Here is a 17,983-nt window from a genome sequence, read left to right on the forward strand (position 1 = left end):
TTTCGCTACCTATAACCAGGAAATCAGGAGGCAAGTCGATTATGAAGCGTCGCGATTTTATCAAAACAGCAGCCGTTGGCGCCGGAGTCGCGGTGACCACAGTGGCCGCACCAGCTATTGCCCAACAGCGTTATAACTGGCGCATGGTCACAACCTGGCCGCGCAATTTCCCGGGTTTGGGGGTTGGCGCCCAGCGCCTGGCCGATCGGATTACCGCCATGTCGGGTGGTCGACTCAATATCCGTGTTTACTCTGCCGGAGAGCTGGTTCCACCATTGCAATCCTTTGATGCGGTTATTGAAGGGTCGGCGGAAATGAGTCATGGTGCTGCTTATTATTGGCAGAACAAGAGTCCGGCTACCTCCTTTTTTACCGGTGTGCCCTACGGCATGACGTCGCGTGAACTGGCAGCCTGGGTGCGTTACATGGGCGGGCAGGAAATCTGGGACAAAGTTTACGATCAGTTCGGCGTCAAGGGCTTTTTGTCTGGTGATACCGGTACCCAGGCCGGCGGCTGGTTCCGTAAGGAAATCAAAAGTCTGGCCGATATCCAGGGGCTCAATTTCCGCACGCCGGGTTTAGGTGGACAGGTGTGGCAGCGCATGGGTGCCAACGTGGTTAATATGGCTGCCGGCGAGATCTATCAGGCGCTGCAGTCGGGGGCTCTGGATGCGGCTGAATTTGTCGGTCCCTACAATGACCTGGCTCTGGGATTTTATCAGATCTGTAAGGAATACTACCTGCCCAGCTTTATTGAGCCCGGGCTGGCAACGGAGCTGGTTGTCAACAAGTCTAAATTTGCGGCCCTGCCCAAGGATCTGCAACAGATCGTGGAGGTTGCCTGTCAGGCTGAATTTGACCAGGTCGCATCCGACTTCTACGCCAACGATCCAATTGCTCTCAAAACCCTGGTGGAGCAGCATGGCGTCAATATTCGTTTCTTCCCGGAAGAGATTCTTGCCGCCGGCGCCAAGGCCGCCATGGCGATTATCAACGAGTTACGCGAGCACCGTGATGCCCTGACCCGCGAAACGGCGGAAAGTTTTGTTAAATCCCTCACGCTGTTGCAGACTCGTACAGAGAACGTCGACCAGGCCTTTGCTGCGGCACGTCAGAAATATATCAAGTACAGCTGATTGATCGCTTAAACAAGGGGGCAGGGAGCGATTCCGATCACTCCCTGCCCCCTGTTCTTATCTCTGCCGCTTTTGTCCCAATCGAAATCGCTATCGGGATCGAAATCGTTCTTGCCTTTGGGGTTTCATTTTTTATCTGTTTCGATTTCGATTTCGATTCGGTGCGTACCGTATCTATTATCGTCCGAAGATCAGCGCCGGCAGCCAGGTCACCAGGCCGGGAAAAACGACGAGAATGCTGATGGCAATGATCTGGAGTACGACAAAGGGCAGCGCTCCTTCATAAATCATCCGGGTTGAGACACTTCCCGGAGCTACGCCGCGCAGATAGAACAGGGAAAAACCGAAAGGGGGTGTCAGAAAGCTGGTCTGCAGATTCACCGCCACCATGACCCCCAGCCAGATCGGATTGACATCCATCATCAGCAGGACCGGCGCTGTGATCGGCAGAATGATAAAAATAATTTCAAAGGTGTCGAGAATAAAACCGAGCAGGAACATCAGCAGCATAACAAACAGGATAGCCCCCATCTTGCCGCCGGGAAGATTATGCAAAAACTCGGCAACCAGCTCATCTCCTCCCATCATCCGAAAAACCAGCGAAAAGACCGAAGCTCCGAGCAGAATAACAAAGATCATGGTGGTGATGTTGGCGGTCGCCAGCATCGTTTGACGCAAACTCTTTAATGACAGGCGGCGGCGGATGGCAGCGAGAATGATGGCACCGACGGCACCGACGGATGCCGATTCTGTCGGCGTGGCGATACCGCCGAGAATCGAACCGAGAACCGCAAAGATCAGCATTAACGGTGGCACCAGGCTGAACAGAATATCTTTCCACAGATCTTTCTTTTCCTGTTCGGTGACTACCAGCGCCGGACAGGATTGTGGACTAAAGGCAGCTTTATACAGCATCCAGGCCATGTACAGGGCAATCAACAGCAGGCCCGGTATGAAAGCGCCGGCGAACAGGTCACCGACGGAAACCGGTGTTGGTGCAAAATTGCCTTTCTGCATCTGGACCTGAGCATTAATGCCGGAGAGCATGTCCCCCATAAAGATCAGCACCGTTGACGGCGGGATAATCTGACCTAGGGTGCCCGAAGCACAGATCACGCCGCCGGCCAGACGCGGATCGTAGCCGGCCCGCAGCATGGCGGGCAGTGATAGCAGGCCCATGGTGACCACCGTCGCTCCGACGATGCCGGTAGAGGCGGCTAGCAGAGCGCCGACGACAATCACCGACAACCCCAGCCCGCCGCGCATGGTGCCGAACATCCGGCCCATGGTAATCAGCAGTTTTTCGGCAATACCGGAACGTTCCAGCATCATCCCCATAAAAATAAACAGGGGCACTGCCACAAGAACCTCATTGAGCATGACGCCGACATAGCGGGAGGCCAGACTGTTGAAGTTGGACGGATCGAAGACCCCGAGCAGGTATCCGATACCGGCAAAGATGACTGAGGTGCCGGCCAGTGAAAAGGCTACCGGAAAGCCGAGCATCAATACGCCGATGATGGCAAAAAACATCAACAGGGAGAGTAGTTCCCCGAGAAAAACCGGATCCATCAGGACTCCTCCTTGTAGCGGTAAGGTTCGGGGAGGAGTTTTTCCTTGTCCAGCAGGACCAGTATCCCACGCAGAAACATGGCCAGGGCTTGCAGGGCAACGACCAGGGTAAAAAACAGAATAAAACTCTTGATGATATAAAGACCGGGCATCCCGCCAAAATTGGGCGAACCTTCCATGAAACGCCAGGATCGGGCCACATAGGCCCAGCTCCAGGTGGACAGAATATAAACGAAGGGGCCGATAAAAAAGAGACTGCCGAACATGTCGACTAGGGCTTTGCGTTTTGGTGAGGCCGGTCGGTAGAAAATGTCGACCCGGACATGGGAGTTATTGAACAGGGCAAAACCGGCTATGCCCATAAACATCAAGGCGTTAAGCCAGACATACAGATCCTGAAGCCAGATAAAACCCATGGAAAAAACATAACGCAGGACGACTACGGTAAAACAGACCAGAACGATTCCCAGGGAAAACCAGGAAAATAGGTGCCCAAGGATAATATTGAAGCGGCAAATAGCGCGGATCAGCAGAACGAGAGCTTGCATGCTGTGAACCTTTAAATCATGTTAGGAAAGTCGGTGGACTGAAAAAAGAACGAAAAAACCGTCGACAACGAATTGGTCTGACAACTGTCAGATGGGCGAATCTATTTGATTTATATAAGAATGTCCAGACTTGACCGGCCGGGTGCGTTTTTTTATTTTTTTGTATCTGTTCAGCACCGGCTCTTCGGATCCTATGTCAAGGGACGCTTTTCGTCATCCATGACCGCTTGTTGTCGCCATCCATGTTTTGCCTCCCCGGCAACCATGCATCAAGATTGAATCTGGTCGAGAACGGACGCTGAAGCCAAGGTGGTCCCTCCACAAAAATTGTACCAGAGGTAGCCTCTATGACCAATTCGGTGAATAATAGCATGGTAGAAATGTCTTCACCAAGGGTGGGTGGGGTAAATGGCGTATAAAGACACAATTATCGTTCAGACGGCAGATGTCAGGGTGCGGCAGATGTTTCTTGATGTTGGCGCAGAAGTTCCCTGGCATTATCACACCGAGGTGATCGATACGATGTTTTGCCTGCGGGGGGAGATGAAGGTTGAACTCGCAGATTCGCAGGAGATAAGGTCTCTCAGCGTGGGCGAAGGCTGTGAAATCAGCGCAGGTCGCCCGCACCGGATCAGCGTAGTTGGCGATGAGCCGCTCAGTTACCTGTTGATCCAGGGAGTGGGGAAATATGATTTTCAGAAAATATGAATTCATCCTGAAGAGAAGGAGAAATGACGGTGAAAATATGGTTGCTGGTGCTTGTCCTGTTCGCCGGGGGAGTTATTTATATGCTGATGGCTAACCGTTCTGCTGATGATCTTGAACTGACAGCCCCGGAAGCGCAGCGTCTTGTGGTGGCCGGGGAAGTGACCCTGATCGATATCCGCACCCCGGAAGAGTGGCGTCAGACCGGGGTCCCCCGGGATGCGAAACTGGTCAATATGGTTCACCCGGGTGGCGCGGACGGTTTTGTCGGTGAGGTTCTCGAACAGGTAGGTGGTGACACTGCTGCGCCGATTGCGCTGATCTGTCGCACCGGCAATCGTACGACCCAGGTTCAGCGGTTGCTGGTGGCGCGTGGCTTCAGCCAGGTCTACAATGTCACCGAGGGGATGGTTGGCAGCTCCGCCGGCCCCGGCTGGCTCAAGCGTGGGTTGCCGATTGCTCCTTATGAGTAATTGATATTGATTGTTCTTGGTTGCGTAGCGGCTTAAGATTTTGCCTGAGTCTTTAATTCCTTCAAGATAGTGACAACGGCCTCCCAATCAATATCGTCAGTCAGGTGGCACCAGCTTAGTCGCACCGCCGAGGCCGATTGTGCCTCAGTGCGCCCCATGGCATGCAGAACATAGCTGGGGGTGCTGGTGTGGCTGGTGCAGGCTGAAGTGCTTGAGATGGCGATGGTTTTTGCCAGGGCACGGATGATTGTGGCAGAAGGAATGCCCGGCAGGGAAAGGTTGATTACGTGGGGGAGGCAGTGAGTCTGATCGCCGTTGATGATCGGGTCGAGTTGCGTTAAAGCACTGAGGGCTTGATTGCGGATGCTGTGGACCCTGGCCAGACGTTCAGCATGATTGCGCAGTGCACAACGTGCGGCTTCACCCAGCCCGGCGATCAGCGGGACCGGCAGGGTGCCGGGACGCAACCCCTGTTCCTGGTCGCCGCCATACATCAAGGGTTTTAACGGGGGTGGTTCGCCATGGCGCTTGCGGGTGATCAGGGCGCCAATCCCTTTCGGACCGTAAATCTTGTGGCCGCTGATACTGATCATATCGATACGCGGATGGGTGATGCTATCGAACTCTTTACCGAACCCCTGGGCGGCATCGACATGCCAGAAAGCTGAATGGTCAGCCAGCACCTCGGCAATCTCTGTCAATGGTTGAATGATCCCGGTTTCGTTGTTGACCTGCATGGTAGAAACCAGCAGAGTGTCGGGGCGCAGGGCTTTGCGCAGTTCAGTGACGCTGATGCGGCCATCACTGCCTGCGGGCACCAGGGTCATCGCGAAACCGGACTGGGACAGGGCTTCCAGTGGTTCCAGCACCGCCTTATGTTCAATGGTGCTGCAGATCAGATGACGCCGCCCTGTTTGCCGGCCATGCTTGCGCAAGCCAAGAAGGGCGAGATTGTTGGCTTCGGTGGCACCGCTGGTAAAGATAACGTCGTCACGACGTACCTTGACCAGTTTGGCTACCTGGCCACGAGCATGGTCAACCGCCATGCGCGCAAAGGTACCATAATCGTGAATCGGACTGGCAGCGTTGCCGTAGTCACGTTCAACAAACCGCCGCATGATCTTTGCAACAGACGGCTCAGTAGGGGTGGTGGAGGCACAATCAAGATAGACACTCATAGTCGTAACCATAGAGGATATCTGATGGTTTTGCAATATGTTGAGCGCTGTTCAGAGGTGTGGCCAGCGTTCCTCTGTTGACAGCGGGATGATCAAGGGATAGAAGAACGGTCTCTACTCACCACAGGATCGGGGGTGCCACGCCAAGGGACTTTGCGCCATCCGTGGCCGTTCGCCTGTCGCCATTTATGGCGACGGTCGCCCTTGTCATGGCAACCCCGATCCCGTACAAGCTGGTTTATGGATAGACCGACAGGCTGCTAAACAAGGCTTCTCTTTCGTCTTACTTGCTGAAAAATCGGCATTTAGAGGATTTGCTGTGGATATTCTTCAGATCATTGTTCTTGCTGTGTTGCAGGGAATCACCGAATTTCTCCCTGTTTCGAGTTCGGCCCACCTGATTCTGGTGCCGGTGCTGACCATCTGGCAAGACCAGGGGCTGGGGTTTGATATCGCTGTTCATGCCGGCACCCTGCTCGCCGTGGTGATCTATTTCCGCAATGATCTGATGCAGATGGCGCGAGAGTGGAGTCGCTCCCTGGTAACCAGAACAGTGACACCTGCGGCACGGTTGGCCTGGGGGGTGCTGCTGGCGACGATCCCGGTGGGGCTGGCGGGTATCAGCTTAAAAGGATTTATCGAAGTCCACCTGCGCTCACCCCTGTTGATCGCCGTCGGGTTGATTGCTTTCGGTTTGCTGCTGGGGTGGGCTGACTGGTGCCGCCGCGGTGAACTGAATGTTTACAGTTTAACCTGGCTGGGAATGTTGCTGATCGGCTGTGCCCAGGCCGTGGCCCTGTTTCCGGGGACATCGCGCTCGGGAATTACGATCACCGCCGCTTTGCTGCTCGGTTTAAGTCGTGAAGCGGCGGCGCGTTTTTCGTTTTTGCTGTCGATTCCGGTGATCTTCCTTGCCGGCGGATTGCAACTGGTGGATCTGCTCCGCTCTGCCGTGGCGCCTGACTGGAATACTATTATCCTCGGAATTTTATTGTCGGCTGTCAGTGCCTTTGCTTGTATCCACTACTTTATGGCGTTTATCCGTCGGATCGGCATGCAGCCCTTTGTCGTCTATCGTCTTGTCCTCGGAGTGATTTTAATCGCCGTTTTCTGGTGATAAGTCCCTTTGCTCAGATTGAGCGTTATCATGCTCTTCAGCCGGCTGTGGCATTCTGGTGCGCTTGTCAACCACTATCACCGGGTTGATTTCTTTGCTGCTCCCCGCCCCTAATTCGGTAAATTTTCGCGCTGTGACCAATACCCGGCTGTCCAGCGAGGCCATTCCTTTATTGTAGCTGTCGACGGCTTTTTCCAGGCTCTTGCCCATCTGCTCAAAATGCTGGTGCATGGTCGCCAGGCGTTCGTGGATTTCCTGCCCCAGGCGGCTGATGGCCAGAGCGTTGGCGGTCAGCTTGTCTTCACGCCAACCATAGGCTACCGAGCGCAGCAGTGCGATCAGGGTGGTCGGGGTGGCCAGCAGTACTTTGCGCTCAACTCCCGCTTCAATCAGGGCGGGATCGACGCTCAGGGCCGCCGAGAAGAAGGATTCCCCGGGCAGGAACAGCACGACAAACTCGGGAGTAGGCTGAAACTGATCCCAGTACTGCTTACCTGAGAGTTTGAGGATGTGATTGCGAATATGCCGGGCATGGCGTTCCATGGCCAATTTCCGGGTGTTTTCGTCGGCTGCTTCCATCGCTTCGAGGTAGGCCATCAGCGGTGCTTTGGCATCAATGACGATATTACGAGCATTAGGGAGCTTGACGATCATGTCCGGGCGAGCGCGACCGTCAACGGATGATTCCTGCTCGAGAAAATCGCAGTAGTCAAGCATCCCTGCCATTTCCACCACCTTGCGTAGCTGGATCTCCCCCCAGCGGCCACGAACTGTCGGAGTGCGCAGGGCCTTTACCAGGTTAGCGGTTTCTGTTTCGAGCTTGAGCTGACTGCCGAGCAAGTTTTTGACCTGCTCATCAAGACGTGCATAGGCACCGCTACGGGCCTGCTCCAATTGGGAAATCTTGCCGTCAACCTGGGTCAACGCCTCCTTTAGCGGCTGCACCAGATGGTCGATGGCACTATGCCGCTGCTCCAGTTCCTGGCGCGCCTGCCCCTGGTGTTGTTCCAGGGTCGCCTTGGCCAGATCAAGAAAATCGCGGTTGTTGGCGGCCAGGGCCTGGGCCGATAATTGCCGGAAATTTCTTTCTGAGCGTTGGCGGATCTCATCCAGTAGATCCAGCTTTTCCAGGGTGCTGTTTTTCTCTGCTTCCAGCTGCGCTTCAAGTCGCGCCAGGCGTTGCAGTGCTTCTCCACGGGCCTGACGCTCGTCCGTCAGGCGTTGCTGACCGCGCCGGAAAGTGAGCGTCACTCCCAGCAGCCCCCCGCAAAAAAAGCCGGCAAGAAAAATCAGGACAATCAGTGCTTCCGGACTTTGGATTATTGACACAAAAAACTCCTTGGTAACAACAAAAGCAACGATGAAGATGGTAAAATAGCAAAAGGGTTGCCCAATCCACAAGAAACTTGCGTTCCGCCTGATTTTATCCCCGATTGTTCGGGATAAAGGTTTTATGTTAGGATAGCCCAAAAATATTCATCGCAGGAATGAATCAAAGACCATGGAAAACGCAGAAACCAATACCGGTAACAAAACCGGAACACGGGTCGCCACCGAAAAAAAAACGCAGACTCCCTCTTTGTTTAAAGTGCTGATGCACAATGACGATTACACCACGATGGATTTTGTCGTTGCGGTGTTGCAGGAGGTTTTTCACAAATCAGCCACTGAGGCGGAAAAGATTATGCTGACCATTCATTTTCAAGGGGTGGGACATTGTGGAACCTTTCCTTACTCGATTGCTGAAAGCAAGGTTGACCGGGCGCGGTTAAAAGCGCGTAAGGCCGGTTTTCCATTGCGCTGTTCCCTCGAAGAAGCTTGATGGTGTAACCGTTAAGTTGTTTAAATTTTTGCCAAAGCACAACGCTTAGAAACGGCAGGTATTATGTTCAGTCAGGATGTTCAGATCGCCTTTACCCTCGCGGTACGTGAAGCCCAGCGCCGTCGTCATGAATATCTTACCACCGAGCACGTGCTTTATGCCTTGCTGTTTGAAGAAGCGGGGCAGCAGATACTGCTTGCCTGCGGTGGCGACGTGGATGAGCTTAAACACCAGCTGGAGCATTTTTTTGATGCCCATCTTGAGCACCTGGCAGAAGGGGTTGAGGACGAAGACGTGCCGCGGCAGACTTTGGCGTTGCAACGGATGCTGCAGCGTACGGTGATGCACATGCAGTCGGCACGGCAGACGGAAGTCGGGATCGGTGACCTGCTGGCGGCTATTCTCGAGGAGGAGAACTCCCATGCCTGCTTGTTTCTGCAGAATCAGGGGATTGAGCGGGTTGATCTGCTCGATCATATCTCACATGGTCGCACCGCTGCGACCAGTCATCCCAAACCGAGTGAACGGCCAGCACAAGGGGCCCCGTCGGAACGGGTAAAACCAAAACAGCGACCGCTGGACCCCCTTGAGGCTTTCACCATCAACCTGATCGAGCGCGCCCGTCAAGGGAAGATTGATCCCCTCATTGGTCGTGGCGAAGAGATCGAACGGGCGATTCTGGTGTTGTGCCGGCGACGTAAGAATAATCCCCTGTTTGTCGGTGAGCCGGGGGTTGGTAAAACCGCCATGGTCGAAGGTCTGGCGTTGCGGGTCTCGCAGGGGGACGTGCCGGATCTGCTCAAAGACAGCGAGATCTTTACCCTTGATATGGGAGCTTTGCTGGCGGGCACCAAATTCCGTGGCGATTTTGAAGAACGTCTAAAGGCTGTTGTCGGTGCTCTGCAGAAGCGTGAGCGGGCCATTTTGTTTATTGATGAAATTCATACCATCGTTGGTGCCGGAGCGACCAGCGGCGGTTCACTGGATGCTTCCAACATCCTTAAACCCGCGCTGGGCAACGGAGAACTGCGCTGCATTGGTTCAACCACCTACGAGGAATACCGTAATCTGTTCAGCAAGGATCGTGCCCTGTCACGGCGTTTTCAGAAAATTGACTTGCATGAACCAAGCAGTGAAGAAACTATTGCTATTCTGCGTGGTCTGCGTTCCCACTACGAAGGGTATCATAAGGTCCGTTATTCCGATGAGGCTCTTGAATCGGCGGTCAAACTGGCGGTCAAGCATCTTCCTCAACGTCATCTGCCCGATAAAGCCATCGATGTGATTGACGAGGCCGGGGCCCAACACCGTCTCGACGGTTCTCCCGATCGGCCTGTCGGCGTTGACGAGATTGAGCGGGTGGTGGCGCGTATGGCGCGGGTGCCGATCAAGTCGATCAGTGGCAGCGACCGTCAGCGTCTGCGTTATCTGGAGCGCGATCTCAAACGGGTAGTGTTCGGTCAGGATCCTGCGATTGATTCGTTGGTGCGAGCGATTCATCGTTCCCGCGCCGGCCTCGGTCATCCGGAAAAACCGGTCGGCTCCCTGCTCTTTACCGGTCCCACCGGGGTGGGGAAAACCGAAGTTGCCAGGCAGCTGGCCAATCAGCTCGGGGTTAAATTTTTACGTTTTGACATGAGTGAATACATGGAGAAACATTCGGTCGCGCGCCTGATCGGTGCTCCTCCCGGTTATGTCGGTTTTGATCAGGGCGGCCTGCTGACCGAGTCTGTTGGTAAGAACCCCTGGTCGGTGTTGCTTCTCGACGAAATTGAAAAAGCCCATCCTGATCTGTTCAATATTCTTTTGCAGGTCATGGATCACGGCACCCTCACCGACAACAACGGCAAAGAGACTGACTTCCGCAACGTGATCCTGATTATGACCAGCAATGTTGGCAGCCGGCAGATGAATGTGATCCCCATTGGTTTTGGCGAACGTTCTACTGCGGCCCCAAAAACCGCTCTTGAAAAAGCCTTTACCCCGGAATTTCGTAATCGTCTCGATGCCGTTATCCATTTTGCGCCCCTCGACCAGAGCGTGATGCTTCAGGTTGTTGACAAGTTTCTGGTTGAGTTGTCAGGACAGCTGGCTGAAAGAGATGTGCGCTTGAAGGTCTCCCCGACAGCCCGACGGGCACTGGCCCAACAAGGGTACGACCCCCTCTTTGGTGCTCGTCCCCTCGCGCGCCTGATTCAGTCGGAGTTGAGCGACCCATTAGCCGGAAAAATTCTTTTCGGTGAGTTGAAACAGGGTGGGGAAGTGCGCGTTGGTATCCGTGGAGGTAAATTTACCTTCAGTTTTGAGTGACCGCTTTCATGCCGCTACTGCTTGATCACGAGCTCTGGTTCCCATCTGCGGATACGGCCCATGAGTCAGGATTACTGGCCATTGGTGGTGATTTGACTCCCGAGCGACTGTTGCTGGCTTACAGTCTGGGTGTTTTCCCCTGGTATAATCCGGGGGAGCCGATCCTCTGGTGGTCTCCTGATCCGCGCTGCGTCCTTTTTCCCGACCAATTCCATGTCTCTCGTTCCTTGCGGCGGCTGCTGCGCAAACACCCCTATCGCCTAAGTTTCAACGAAAATTTTGCCGCAGTGATCTACTGGTGTCGGCGTCTGCGCGCCGGGCCGGGTGGTCATGGCACCTGGATTACCAATGACATGAAAAACGCTTATCAGCATTTGCATCAGCTTGGTTTTGCCCATTCGGTGGAATGCTGGGAAGGGGAGAATCTGGTTGGTGGGCTCTACGGGGTTTGTATTGGCCGCTGCTTTTTTGGTGAGTCGATGTTCAGTCGCAAAAATAACACCTCAAAGATTGTTTTATGTCATCTGATGGAGCACCTGCGCCAGCGCCAATTCGAACTGCTCGATTGCCAGCAGACCACCGATCACCTGCTGAGCTTTGGGGCCTGCGAGATTTCCCGCAAACAGTTTGTCGGTCACCTGCAGCACGCGTCCGTGCCCCCTTACGGTCCTTTAGTCAGCTTTTTCTAAAGGGGTGCGAGGCTTTTAGTGGTGCTTGACGTGTCCAAGGAACTCTGTCAGGCGCTCGGATTTCGGGTTTTTCATCACTTCCCCCGGTTTCCCTTCTTCGACGATTCTTCCTTCGTCCATAAAAATCAGTCGATCTCCAACCTGTGAGGCGAAACCCATTTCGTGGGTGACAACCGCCATGGTCATGCCGCTTTCCTGGGCGATATTCTTCATAACATCAAGCACTTCACCAATCATTTCCGGATCAAGGGCCGACGTAGGTTCATCAAACAGCATGACTTTGGGATTCACTGCCAGCGCCCTGGCGATGGCAACCCGCTGTTGCTGCCCACCGGATAGCTGGCCCGGTAGTTTACCTTTAAAATCTGCCAGGCCGACCTTTGCCAGCAGATCAGCAGCGATTTCGTTAGCCTTTTTTTTGTTCATTCCACGTGATTTTTGCGGTCCGAAAGCGACATTTTCCAGCGCAGTCAGATGTGGAAACAAATTAAATTGTTGAAAGACCATGCCGACCTCAAGGCGGATTTCACGGATCCGTTTGCGTTCTTCCGGGATCCGGATTGAGTCGACAATCAGGGTGCCGCTGCTAATCATTTCCAGACAGTTGATGCAACGGATCAGGGTCGATTTGCCGGATCCTGAGGGGCCAATAATAACCACAACCTCCCCTTCATCAATGGCAAAGTTGATATTGTGCAAAACCTGTGTCTGTCCGAATGACTTGCAGACATCGAGCATTTCAATAATAGGGGCCATTTGTTCCTCTTCGGCTGGGCTTGACATCATATGCGGCTAAAAAATTTTCATTTTGCGTTCAAGGGTCCTTAAGCTCACAGCTAATGCCGTTGTCATGATCAGATACATGATCGCCACGGTTAACCAGATTTCGAGTGCCCTGAAATTGCTGGCCATAATTTCCTGACCCTGGCGAGTTAATTCACCGACACCGATGACAATAAACAAGGAGGTGTCTTTGAGACTGATAATAAATTGATTGCCCAATGGTGGAATCATTCTTCTGAAAGCGATGGGGCCGATGATATGAGCAATCAGCTGATAGCGGCTGATTCCCAGAGACAGTCCGGCTTCTATCAATCCCTTGTTGACTGACATGACTGAGCCGCGGACAATCTCGGCAATATAGGCACCGGCATTGATGATGATGGTGATAATCGCTGCGGTCAGGGCTTCAATGCGGAAACGTTCAATGTCGGTCATGGCCTTGATCAGCATCGGAAAAGCGAAATAGATGAACATGGCCTGGACAATAATGGGTGTACCGCGGATGGTCTCGACATAACCACCCGAAAGGTAACGAATAAGTGTTGAAATCCCTTTGGACAGGCGATTGTGTGGAGGTTCGCCTAGGTATTCGCTACCGGCCAGGCGACCGAGTCCGGCAAGAACACCAAATATCATACCACCAACAATACCAACCAGAGTAATAATCCAGGTCAGTTTCGCACCTTCCAGCAGGGCGGGGATGGAGTCGGTAATGACTGAAAATTCAAAACCCATGATATCTCTCTTAAAGGCTGGTTAGTGCTCATTCCTTAAAGGCAGGATAAGCATATTGCCGTTTTTTAAATGAATAAGTCAGATGTTTTTATCCGGGGAAGAGCGCGTGTCGAACTGTGATTTTAACCGGGGCCCCTTAAATAAGAACAGGGGCCCCATAATTGTTTGCGTTCAATGGGTTATGTCTTTCTGCAGTGAACTGACAGATGATTACTCGGGGTCTTTGCCGAACCATTTTTTGTATAGTTCAGCGTAGGTTCCGTCTTCCATCATCTCCAGCAGGGCCACGTTGACCGGTTTCCGCAGTTTGCTGCCCATCGGGAAAGCAATACCGTACTGTGCTGCTTTTACATCTGCGCCAACAGCTTTGACTCGACCTTCACCGGCGGTCTTGATGTAATAAAGGACATTGGGGGTGTCGTGCATGGCGGCATCTGCGCCCCCCGTTACAACTTCAAGATACGCCTGATCGATATTAGGAAACTTGACGACTCTTTTGGGATTAAGGCTTTCGACATACTCTACCGTCGCGGTTCCCAGTTTGACGGCGACCACCTTGCCCTCCAGATCGGCAGGTCCGTTGATGTCGGTGTTATTTGCCGGGACCATGGTCATCAGTCCGGCGCGGAAGTAGGGGTGGGAAAAATCGATCGCCTTTTCCCGCTCTGACTTGATGAAGATAGCTGCCAGGGCGACGTCAAGGTTCCCTGTCGTCAATCCCGGGATCAAGCCGTTAAAATCCATCGGCCGCAATTCATATTCAAAGCCAATCCGCTTGGCGATTTCCGCCCACAAGTCAATGTCAAACCCGGTATATTTTCCGTCCGGGCCTTTGTATTCAAAGGGGACGAAGGCCGTATCCGTGCCGACGTTCAGCTTTTCTGCGAACGATGTACCGGAAAAAATCAGCAGTGATGCCAACAACAGTAATGCCATTTTTTTCATTGTGAAACCTCCTTGAATGCAGTTGCTCAGGGGAAAACCGACAGGCCGATATACTGGTCGCCGGACACAGTGTTTTTTAAAACTATGTTATAAACCCTACGTTTTTTGGGATAAAAAGTAAACACCATCTTCCTGATTTGTTACCAGGAACATTTTACTATCGCGTATGTCTTTGCAAATATTCACTCTGTTGCGCTCCCGCCTTGCGCTGAAAAGATATTCCCAGTTTACCAAAAAATATGACTGACCGCTGATCTTTGTTGACATTGGAGCGATACATGTCTAATGTCGACATTCGACGACGGAGGTGTTATGGTGATTGTTAAAAAAACCTACAAGGATCAGGTGATCGATCATATTTATCAGATGCTCCTTGCTGATCAACTCAAGCCGGGCGATCGTCTCAAGGAGAGTTTATTGGCGCTGGAGATGGGTATCAGTCGTGCCCCCATTCGTGAGGCATTGAAAGAACTAATGACCCTCGGACTGATCGACTACAAGCCCCAGATCGGTAATTTTCTTCCGGTGATGACCCCCAAGCAGATTATCGACAGCTATACCACCAGGGGGGTTCTTGAGGGGTATGCTGTGATGTCGGCCAGCGAACACTTTACCCGCCAGGATCTGGAACGCCTTGATCGTTACGTGGATGTCATGGGGCAGGCAGCCAGAGATGGTGAGCATAAACAGGTTGTTGATATCGGCGGTGAATTTCATGATTTTCTGGTTGCCCGCAGTGATAATCAGCAACTGCTGGAATATTCCAGCCGCCTGAGTATGAAACTTCACGTTCTGTTTTTCAAACACTGGGGAATGCTTTATCGGCCTGATGAAATTGAACAACGCCACCGTGCTATCGTCACCAGCATCAAAGCGCAGGACAAAACACGGATTGAACAGGTTGTCCGCAATCATTATGTAGAGACCGGTACTAAGATAGTTGCGGTGCAGGCACTCAGTTCTGTCACGGTTATTTGAATAACAACAGTAGGGAACTGCGTAAGGTTGTTCTACTGTAACTGTTCAGCACCGGATCTTCGGATCCTATGTCAAGGGACGCGATTGTTTCCCGTTGGGTCATCCATGACCGCTTGTTGACGCCGTCCATGGCGACAAACACCCTTGCCACAGGATCCCCGCCCCTGCGCAAGGATAGTGCTGAATAGTTACGTTTTATTAACCCCGAACAGTGGTCACAATGAGGTGACCTGGAGGCTGAAAAAATGACAGAAGCATGGATGGATCAAGTTCGTAATGAAGTAAGAACTCTGGAGCAACTGGAGCAATATATTACTGTGAGCGACGATGAACGACACGCCATCACGACTCTTAAAACGCGCTGGGGAACGACCCCTTATTTTGCCTCCCTGATGGATAAAGATGATCCCAAATGTCCAATTCGTATGCAGGTGATCCCTTCCATGAAGGAACAGGTCAACGAGTTCGGCATGAAGAATTATCTGATGTGGAAAGAAAACCGTGCCACCGATGAGAAGCGTCCAGATAGTATTGCCCGCCAATACCAGGATCGCATTGCCTTTACCGTGACGGAAGTGTGCGGCATCTATTGCCGGCACTGTTTTCGTAAAGAGCTGGTGGTCGATCAGGATCTGAAACTGCGCTTCGATGTTGAGGAGGGTCTGGCGTGGATCCGTAAGCATCCGGAGATCCGCGATGTGTTGGTGACCGGGGGTGATCCACTGCTGCTCTCCGATGACAAGCTTGCTTATCTGGTGGGTGCCCTGCGCGAGATCCCCCATGTTGAGATGATTCGTATCGGCTCACGTTTGCCGATTGTGTTGCCACAGCGCATTACCGAAGGGCTAAAAAAAGCTATCGGTGGCTTCCACAAAGTGCCGGTATGGATCAACACCCAGTGTAACCATCCCAAAGAGATTACCGAGGAAACCGAACGCGCTGTTTTTGATCTGCTCAGCTGTGGGATCAACGTAGGAAACCAGGCGGTGCTGCTTAAAGGGATTAACGATGATGTGCCGACCTTCCGGGAACTGCACCAGAAGTTGCTGCGTACCCGCATTCGTCCCTATTATGTTTTCTACTGCGAGCCGGCACCGGGGATTGATCATTTCCGCACACCAGTTGAAAAGGGTGCCGAGCTGATCCGCGATGCGTTACGTGGCCACACCACCGGCCTGGCTCAGCCCATGTACGTCCTGGCCACCAATATCGGTAAAATTCCTCTGATGCCTGATTACTACATAGTCGATAAAAACGATAAAGAGTACACCCTGCGCAACTACCAAGGTAAAACGACAAAAATTCCCAATATGCCTGCATAAATACCATCCTCTTAGACCGGTTGCCGGCTTGATGTCGGCAACCGGTTTTATGACCGGCAGAATAACCAACAGGATCAGTGGAGATATGTTCATCACAGGAGAAATAAGCAATGAGCGGCGCAGACATCAGTGTGATCAAGGATCAGCTAAAGCAGGCATATACCACTAAAATATTTTTTACCGATCTCAATGGCCGGTCGAAAAACCTGTCCATTAATCCGCAGGATATTGATGCCATCATTGAACAGGGGGTTGGTATTGACGGTAGTTCTATTGCCGGTATCGCCACGGTGGATAATAGTGATCGGATTTTAAAGCCGGTTCCGGAGAGCTTTCGCCTGGTTGATTTTGACGACCGCAAGATCGGTTTTTTTGTCGGGCAGATTTATAATCAGGATGGCTCACGCTCCAGTGTCGATCCCCGTTATGCCCTGGAGCGAGCGGTGGAAAAGGGGGTAAGCGAGTTTCAGCTGCAGTTCATGCTCGGCCCTGAACATGAATTTTTCCTGCTCAATGGTGACGAGATCCATAGCGATATTCATACCGACAAACTTGGCTACTTCGGCTCCTCCCCGGGGGGTATCGGTGATGTCGTCAGGCAGGAAATCGTTAATGTGCTGGAAAAGTGTGGCGTCAAGTACGAAAAAACCCACCACGAAGTCACCTCATCGCAGCATGAGATCAATCTTGAGCCAGGGAATCCATTAGCGGTCGCCGATCGCACCATCCTCTTTGATTTTGTCACCAAAGAGGTTGCCGCCCACTATGGGCTGCACGCGACCTTTATGTCCAAGCCATTTACCGGTTTCAACCGGAACGCCTTTCATATTCACCTGTCGTTTACCGATCTGGAAGGTAACAGCCTCTGCTACGATAAGAACTGTGATCATCACCTAAGCCCGCTGTTGATGAACTTTGTCGGTGGCGTTATCGGCCATGCGCGTGAGGCGTCCATCATCTTCGCTGCCACCTTTAACTCCTACAAAGCCTACGTGCTCGACAAGGAAGCCCCGATTGTGCGGGGATGGGGCGTACGCAATCGCAGTTCAATGATCCGTATTCCTTACGCCACTAGCCCCAAGGCAACGCGGATGGAGTTGCGCTGTCCCGATGCCACCGGCAACGTGTACCTGCAGTTTGCTACGCTGATTTTTGCCGGTCTTGACGGCATCAAAAACAAAGCCGATGCCGGGCCGGCTGATGTTGGCAGCGCCTATAAAAAACCGATGCTGGAGCGTCCTAAAGTGCTGGATCGTCGCTTTATCCCGCGCGATTTTTTCCCGGCGTTGATGGAGGCGGAAAACAGCACGTTCATGCCTGAGGTTCTAGGTGAAGACTTGTTCGATAGTTATATGCGCATCAAGATGACGGAGTGGGAAAATCATCGCACCACTATTACCGATTTAGAGCATCGAAAGTATTTGAGTATCTGATTCGGTCCGGGGATGATTGTTTCTAAAGCTAAAGGGTTTCACCGTTAACGGTGAAGCCCTTTAGCTTCTTCTGGTTATCCACTTCGCTTCGCTTTGGCGCAGAATCCATCTCCTGTTTTCTGGTAACTATTCACCACTATCCTTGTGCAGGGCCTTTGGGTCCTGTGGCAGGGGTGTTTGTTGCCATGGATGGCGACAACAAGCGGTCATGGATGATCCAACGGGAAACAATCGCGT

The 17,983-nt window shown here is 52.6% G+C and carries 17 protein-coding genes; 10 read left to right on the top strand and 7 right to left on the bottom strand.

Annotation, left to right across the window (positions count from 1 at the left end; translation table 11 throughout):
* Positions 1-41: 41 nt before the first annotated feature.
* On the top strand, positions 42-1,136 hold the full coding sequence (locus AC6F7T_RS00345) for a TRAP transporter substrate-binding protein DctP (RefSeq protein WP_500715956.1): 1,095 nt from the start codon (positions 42-44) through the stop codon (positions 1,134-1,136).
* Positions 1,137-1,313: 177 nt separating this feature from the next.
* Here AC6F7T_RS00345 and AC6F7T_RS00350 read toward each other — a convergent pair whose 3' ends face one another.
* Positions 1,314-2,708, bottom strand: a complete 1,395-nt coding sequence (locus AC6F7T_RS00350) for a TRAP transporter large permease subunit (protein WP_500715957.1) — start codon at positions 2,706-2,708, stop codon at positions 1,314-1,316.
* Positions 2,708-3,256: a TRAP transporter small permease subunit gene (locus tag AC6F7T_RS00355; RefSeq protein ID WP_500715958.1), complete on the bottom strand. Its 549-nt coding sequence runs from the start codon at positions 3,254-3,256 to the stop codon at positions 2,708-2,710. The genes AC6F7T_RS00350 and AC6F7T_RS00355 overlap by 1 nt, the downstream gene beginning before the upstream one ends.
* A gap of 408 nt (positions 3,257-3,664) precedes the next feature.
* Here AC6F7T_RS00355 and AC6F7T_RS00360 point away from each other — a divergent pair, with 408 nt between their 5' ends.
* Both AC6F7T_RS00360 and AC6F7T_RS00365 read left to right on the top strand, forming a co-directional pair.
* Positions 3,665-3,964, top strand: a complete 300-nt coding sequence (locus AC6F7T_RS00360) for a cupin domain-containing protein (protein WP_500715959.1) — start codon at positions 3,665-3,667, stop codon at positions 3,962-3,964.
* 23 nt (positions 3,965-3,987) lie between these two features.
* Entirely contained in the window at positions 3,988-4,434 is a 447-nt protein-coding gene (locus tag AC6F7T_RS00365) for a rhodanese-like domain-containing protein (RefSeq protein ID WP_500715960.1), read from the top strand.
* A 32-nt stretch (positions 4,435-4,466) separates the two neighbouring features.
* Here AC6F7T_RS00365 and AC6F7T_RS00370 read toward each other — a convergent pair whose 3' ends face one another.
* Positions 4,467-5,612 carry an aminotransferase class V-fold PLP-dependent enzyme gene (locus AC6F7T_RS00370; protein ID WP_500715961.1) on the bottom strand — a complete coding sequence of 382 codons (1,146 nt, stop codon included), beginning with the start codon at positions 5,610-5,612 and terminating at the stop codon, positions 4,467-4,469.
* Between the two features lie 319 nt (positions 5,613-5,931).
* Here AC6F7T_RS00370 and AC6F7T_RS00375 point away from each other — a divergent pair, with 319 nt between their 5' ends.
* On the top strand, positions 5,932-6,729 hold the full coding sequence (locus tag AC6F7T_RS00375; RefSeq protein WP_500715962.1) for an undecaprenyl-diphosphate phosphatase: 798 nt from the start codon (positions 5,932-5,934) through the stop codon (positions 6,727-6,729).
* Here the strand turns inward: AC6F7T_RS00375 and AC6F7T_RS00380 are convergent.
* Positions 6,709-8,058: a DNA recombination protein RmuC gene (locus AC6F7T_RS00380; protein WP_500715963.1), complete on the bottom strand. Its 1,350-nt coding sequence runs from the start codon at positions 8,056-8,058 to the stop codon at positions 6,709-6,711. The two genes, AC6F7T_RS00375 and AC6F7T_RS00380, sit on opposite strands and share 21 nt — an antisense overlap.
* A 172-nt stretch (positions 8,059-8,230) precedes the next feature.
* Here AC6F7T_RS00380 and AC6F7T_RS00385 point away from each other — a divergent pair, with 172 nt between their 5' ends.
* The 3 genes from AC6F7T_RS00385 (at position 8,231) to aat (ending at position 11,550) form a co-directional block, all read left to right on the top strand.
* Complete coding sequence (locus AC6F7T_RS00385; RefSeq protein ID WP_500715964.1) at positions 8,231-8,551, top strand: ATP-dependent Clp protease adaptor ClpS; 321 nt, start codon at positions 8,231-8,233, stop codon at positions 8,549-8,551.
* 63 nt (positions 8,552-8,614) lie between these two features.
* Positions 8,615-10,861 (top strand): ATP-dependent Clp protease ATP-binding subunit ClpA, encoded by a 2,247-nt coding sequence (gene clpA / locus AC6F7T_RS00390; protein ID WP_500715965.1) that lies wholly within the window; start codon positions 8,615-8,617, stop codon positions 10,859-10,861.
* Between the two features lie 8 nt (positions 10,862-10,869).
* Positions 10,870-11,550 carry a leucyl/phenylalanyl-tRNA--protein transferase gene (gene aat, locus AC6F7T_RS00395; RefSeq protein WP_500715966.1) on the top strand — a complete coding sequence of 227 codons (681 nt, stop codon included), beginning with the start codon at positions 10,870-10,872 and terminating at the stop codon, positions 11,548-11,550.
* A 15-nt stretch (positions 11,551-11,565) separates the two neighbouring features.
* Here the strand turns inward: aat and glnQ are convergent, their stop codons facing one another.
* The 3 genes from glnQ to glnH all read right to left on the bottom strand — a co-directional run bounded on the left by glnQ (position 11,566) and on the right by glnH (position 14,013).
* A complete protein-coding gene (gene glnQ, locus AC6F7T_RS00400; RefSeq protein ID WP_500715967.1) occupies positions 11,566-12,306 on the bottom strand; it encodes a glutamine ABC transporter ATP-binding protein GlnQ in 741 nt (246 codons plus the stop codon).
* Positions 12,307-12,342: 36 nt separating this feature from the next.
* Positions 12,343-13,068, bottom strand: a complete 726-nt coding sequence (locus AC6F7T_RS00405) for an ABC transporter permease subunit (protein ID WP_500715968.1) — start codon at positions 13,066-13,068, stop codon at positions 12,343-12,345.
* A gap of 210 nt (positions 13,069-13,278) precedes the next feature.
* Positions 13,279-14,013: a glutamine ABC transporter substrate-binding protein GlnH gene (gene glnH / locus AC6F7T_RS00410; RefSeq protein ID WP_500715969.1), complete on the bottom strand. Its 735-nt coding sequence runs from the start codon at positions 14,011-14,013 to the stop codon at positions 13,279-13,281.
* 312 nt (positions 14,014-14,325) lie between these two features.
* Here glnH and AC6F7T_RS00415 point away from each other — a divergent pair, with 312 nt between their 5' ends.
* The 3 genes from AC6F7T_RS00415 to AC6F7T_RS00425 all read left to right on the top strand — a co-directional run bounded on the left by AC6F7T_RS00415 (position 14,326) and on the right by AC6F7T_RS00425 (position 17,746).
* Entirely contained in the window at positions 14,326-14,991 is a 666-nt protein-coding gene (locus AC6F7T_RS00415; RefSeq protein WP_500715970.1) for an FCD domain-containing protein, read from the top strand.
* 245 nt (positions 14,992-15,236) lie between these two features.
* Positions 15,237-16,313: a KamA family radical SAM protein gene (locus AC6F7T_RS00420; RefSeq protein ID WP_500715971.1), complete on the top strand. Its 1,077-nt coding sequence runs from the start codon at positions 15,237-15,239 to the stop codon at positions 16,311-16,313.
* 110 nt (positions 16,314-16,423) lie between these two features.
* A complete protein-coding gene (locus AC6F7T_RS00425; protein WP_500715972.1) occupies positions 16,424-17,746 on the top strand; it encodes a glutamine synthetase beta-grasp domain-containing protein in 1,323 nt (440 codons plus the stop codon).
* The last annotated feature ends 237 nt before the right edge of the window (positions 17,747-17,983 follow it).

Source organism: Pelovirga sp. (genome assembly GCF_059864205.1).

Excerpts from the sequence above, each read along its gene's own strand:
- AC6F7T_RS00385 (WP_500715964.1), top strand. The coding sequence starts at position 8,231 with ATGGAAAACGCAGAAACCAATACCGGTAACAAAACCGGAACACGGGTC.
- glnH (WP_500715969.1), bottom strand. The coding sequence starts at position 14,013 with ATGAAAAAAATGGCATTACTGTTGTTGGCATCACTGCTGATTTTTTCC.
- aat (WP_500715966.1), top strand. The coding sequence starts at position 10,870 with ATGCCGCTACTGCTTGATCACGAGCTCTGGTTCCCATCTGCGGATACG.
- clpA (WP_500715965.1), top strand. The coding sequence starts at position 8,615 with ATGTTCAGTCAGGATGTTCAGATCGCCTTTACCCTCGCGGTACGTGAA.
- AC6F7T_RS00415 (WP_500715970.1), top strand. The coding sequence starts at position 14,326 with ATGGTGATTGTTAAAAAAACCTACAAGGATCAGGTGATCGATCATATT.
- AC6F7T_RS00355 (WP_500715958.1), bottom strand. The coding sequence starts at position 3,256 with ATGCAAGCTCTCGTTCTGCTGATCCGCGCTATTTGCCGCTTCAATATT.
- AC6F7T_RS00425 (WP_500715972.1), top strand. The coding sequence starts at position 16,424 with ATGAGCGGCGCAGACATCAGTGTGATCAAGGATCAGCTAAAGCAGGCA.
- glnQ (WP_500715967.1), bottom strand. The coding sequence starts at position 12,306 with ATGGCCCCTATTATTGAAATGCTCGATGTCTGCAAGTCATTCGGACAG.
- AC6F7T_RS00405 (WP_500715968.1), bottom strand. The coding sequence starts at position 13,068 with ATGGGTTTTGAATTTTCAGTCATTACCGACTCCATCCCCGCCCTGCTG.
- AC6F7T_RS00360 (WP_500715959.1), top strand. The coding sequence starts at position 3,665 with ATGGCGTATAAAGACACAATTATCGTTCAGACGGCAGATGTCAGGGTG.
- AC6F7T_RS00420 (WP_500715971.1), top strand. The coding sequence starts at position 15,237 with ATGACAGAAGCATGGATGGATCAAGTTCGTAATGAAGTAAGAACTCTG.
- AC6F7T_RS00365 (WP_500715960.1), top strand. The coding sequence starts at position 3,988 with ATGACGGTGAAAATATGGTTGCTGGTGCTTGTCCTGTTCGCCGGGGGA.
- AC6F7T_RS00350 (WP_500715957.1), bottom strand. The coding sequence starts at position 2,708 with ATGGATCCGGTTTTTCTCGGGGAACTACTCTCCCTGTTGATGTTTTTT.
- AC6F7T_RS00345 (WP_500715956.1), top strand. The coding sequence starts at position 42 with ATGAAGCGTCGCGATTTTATCAAAACAGCAGCCGTTGGCGCCGGAGTC.
- AC6F7T_RS00370 (WP_500715961.1), bottom strand. The coding sequence starts at position 5,612 with ATGAGTGTCTATCTTGATTGTGCCTCCACCACCCCTACTGAGCCGTCT.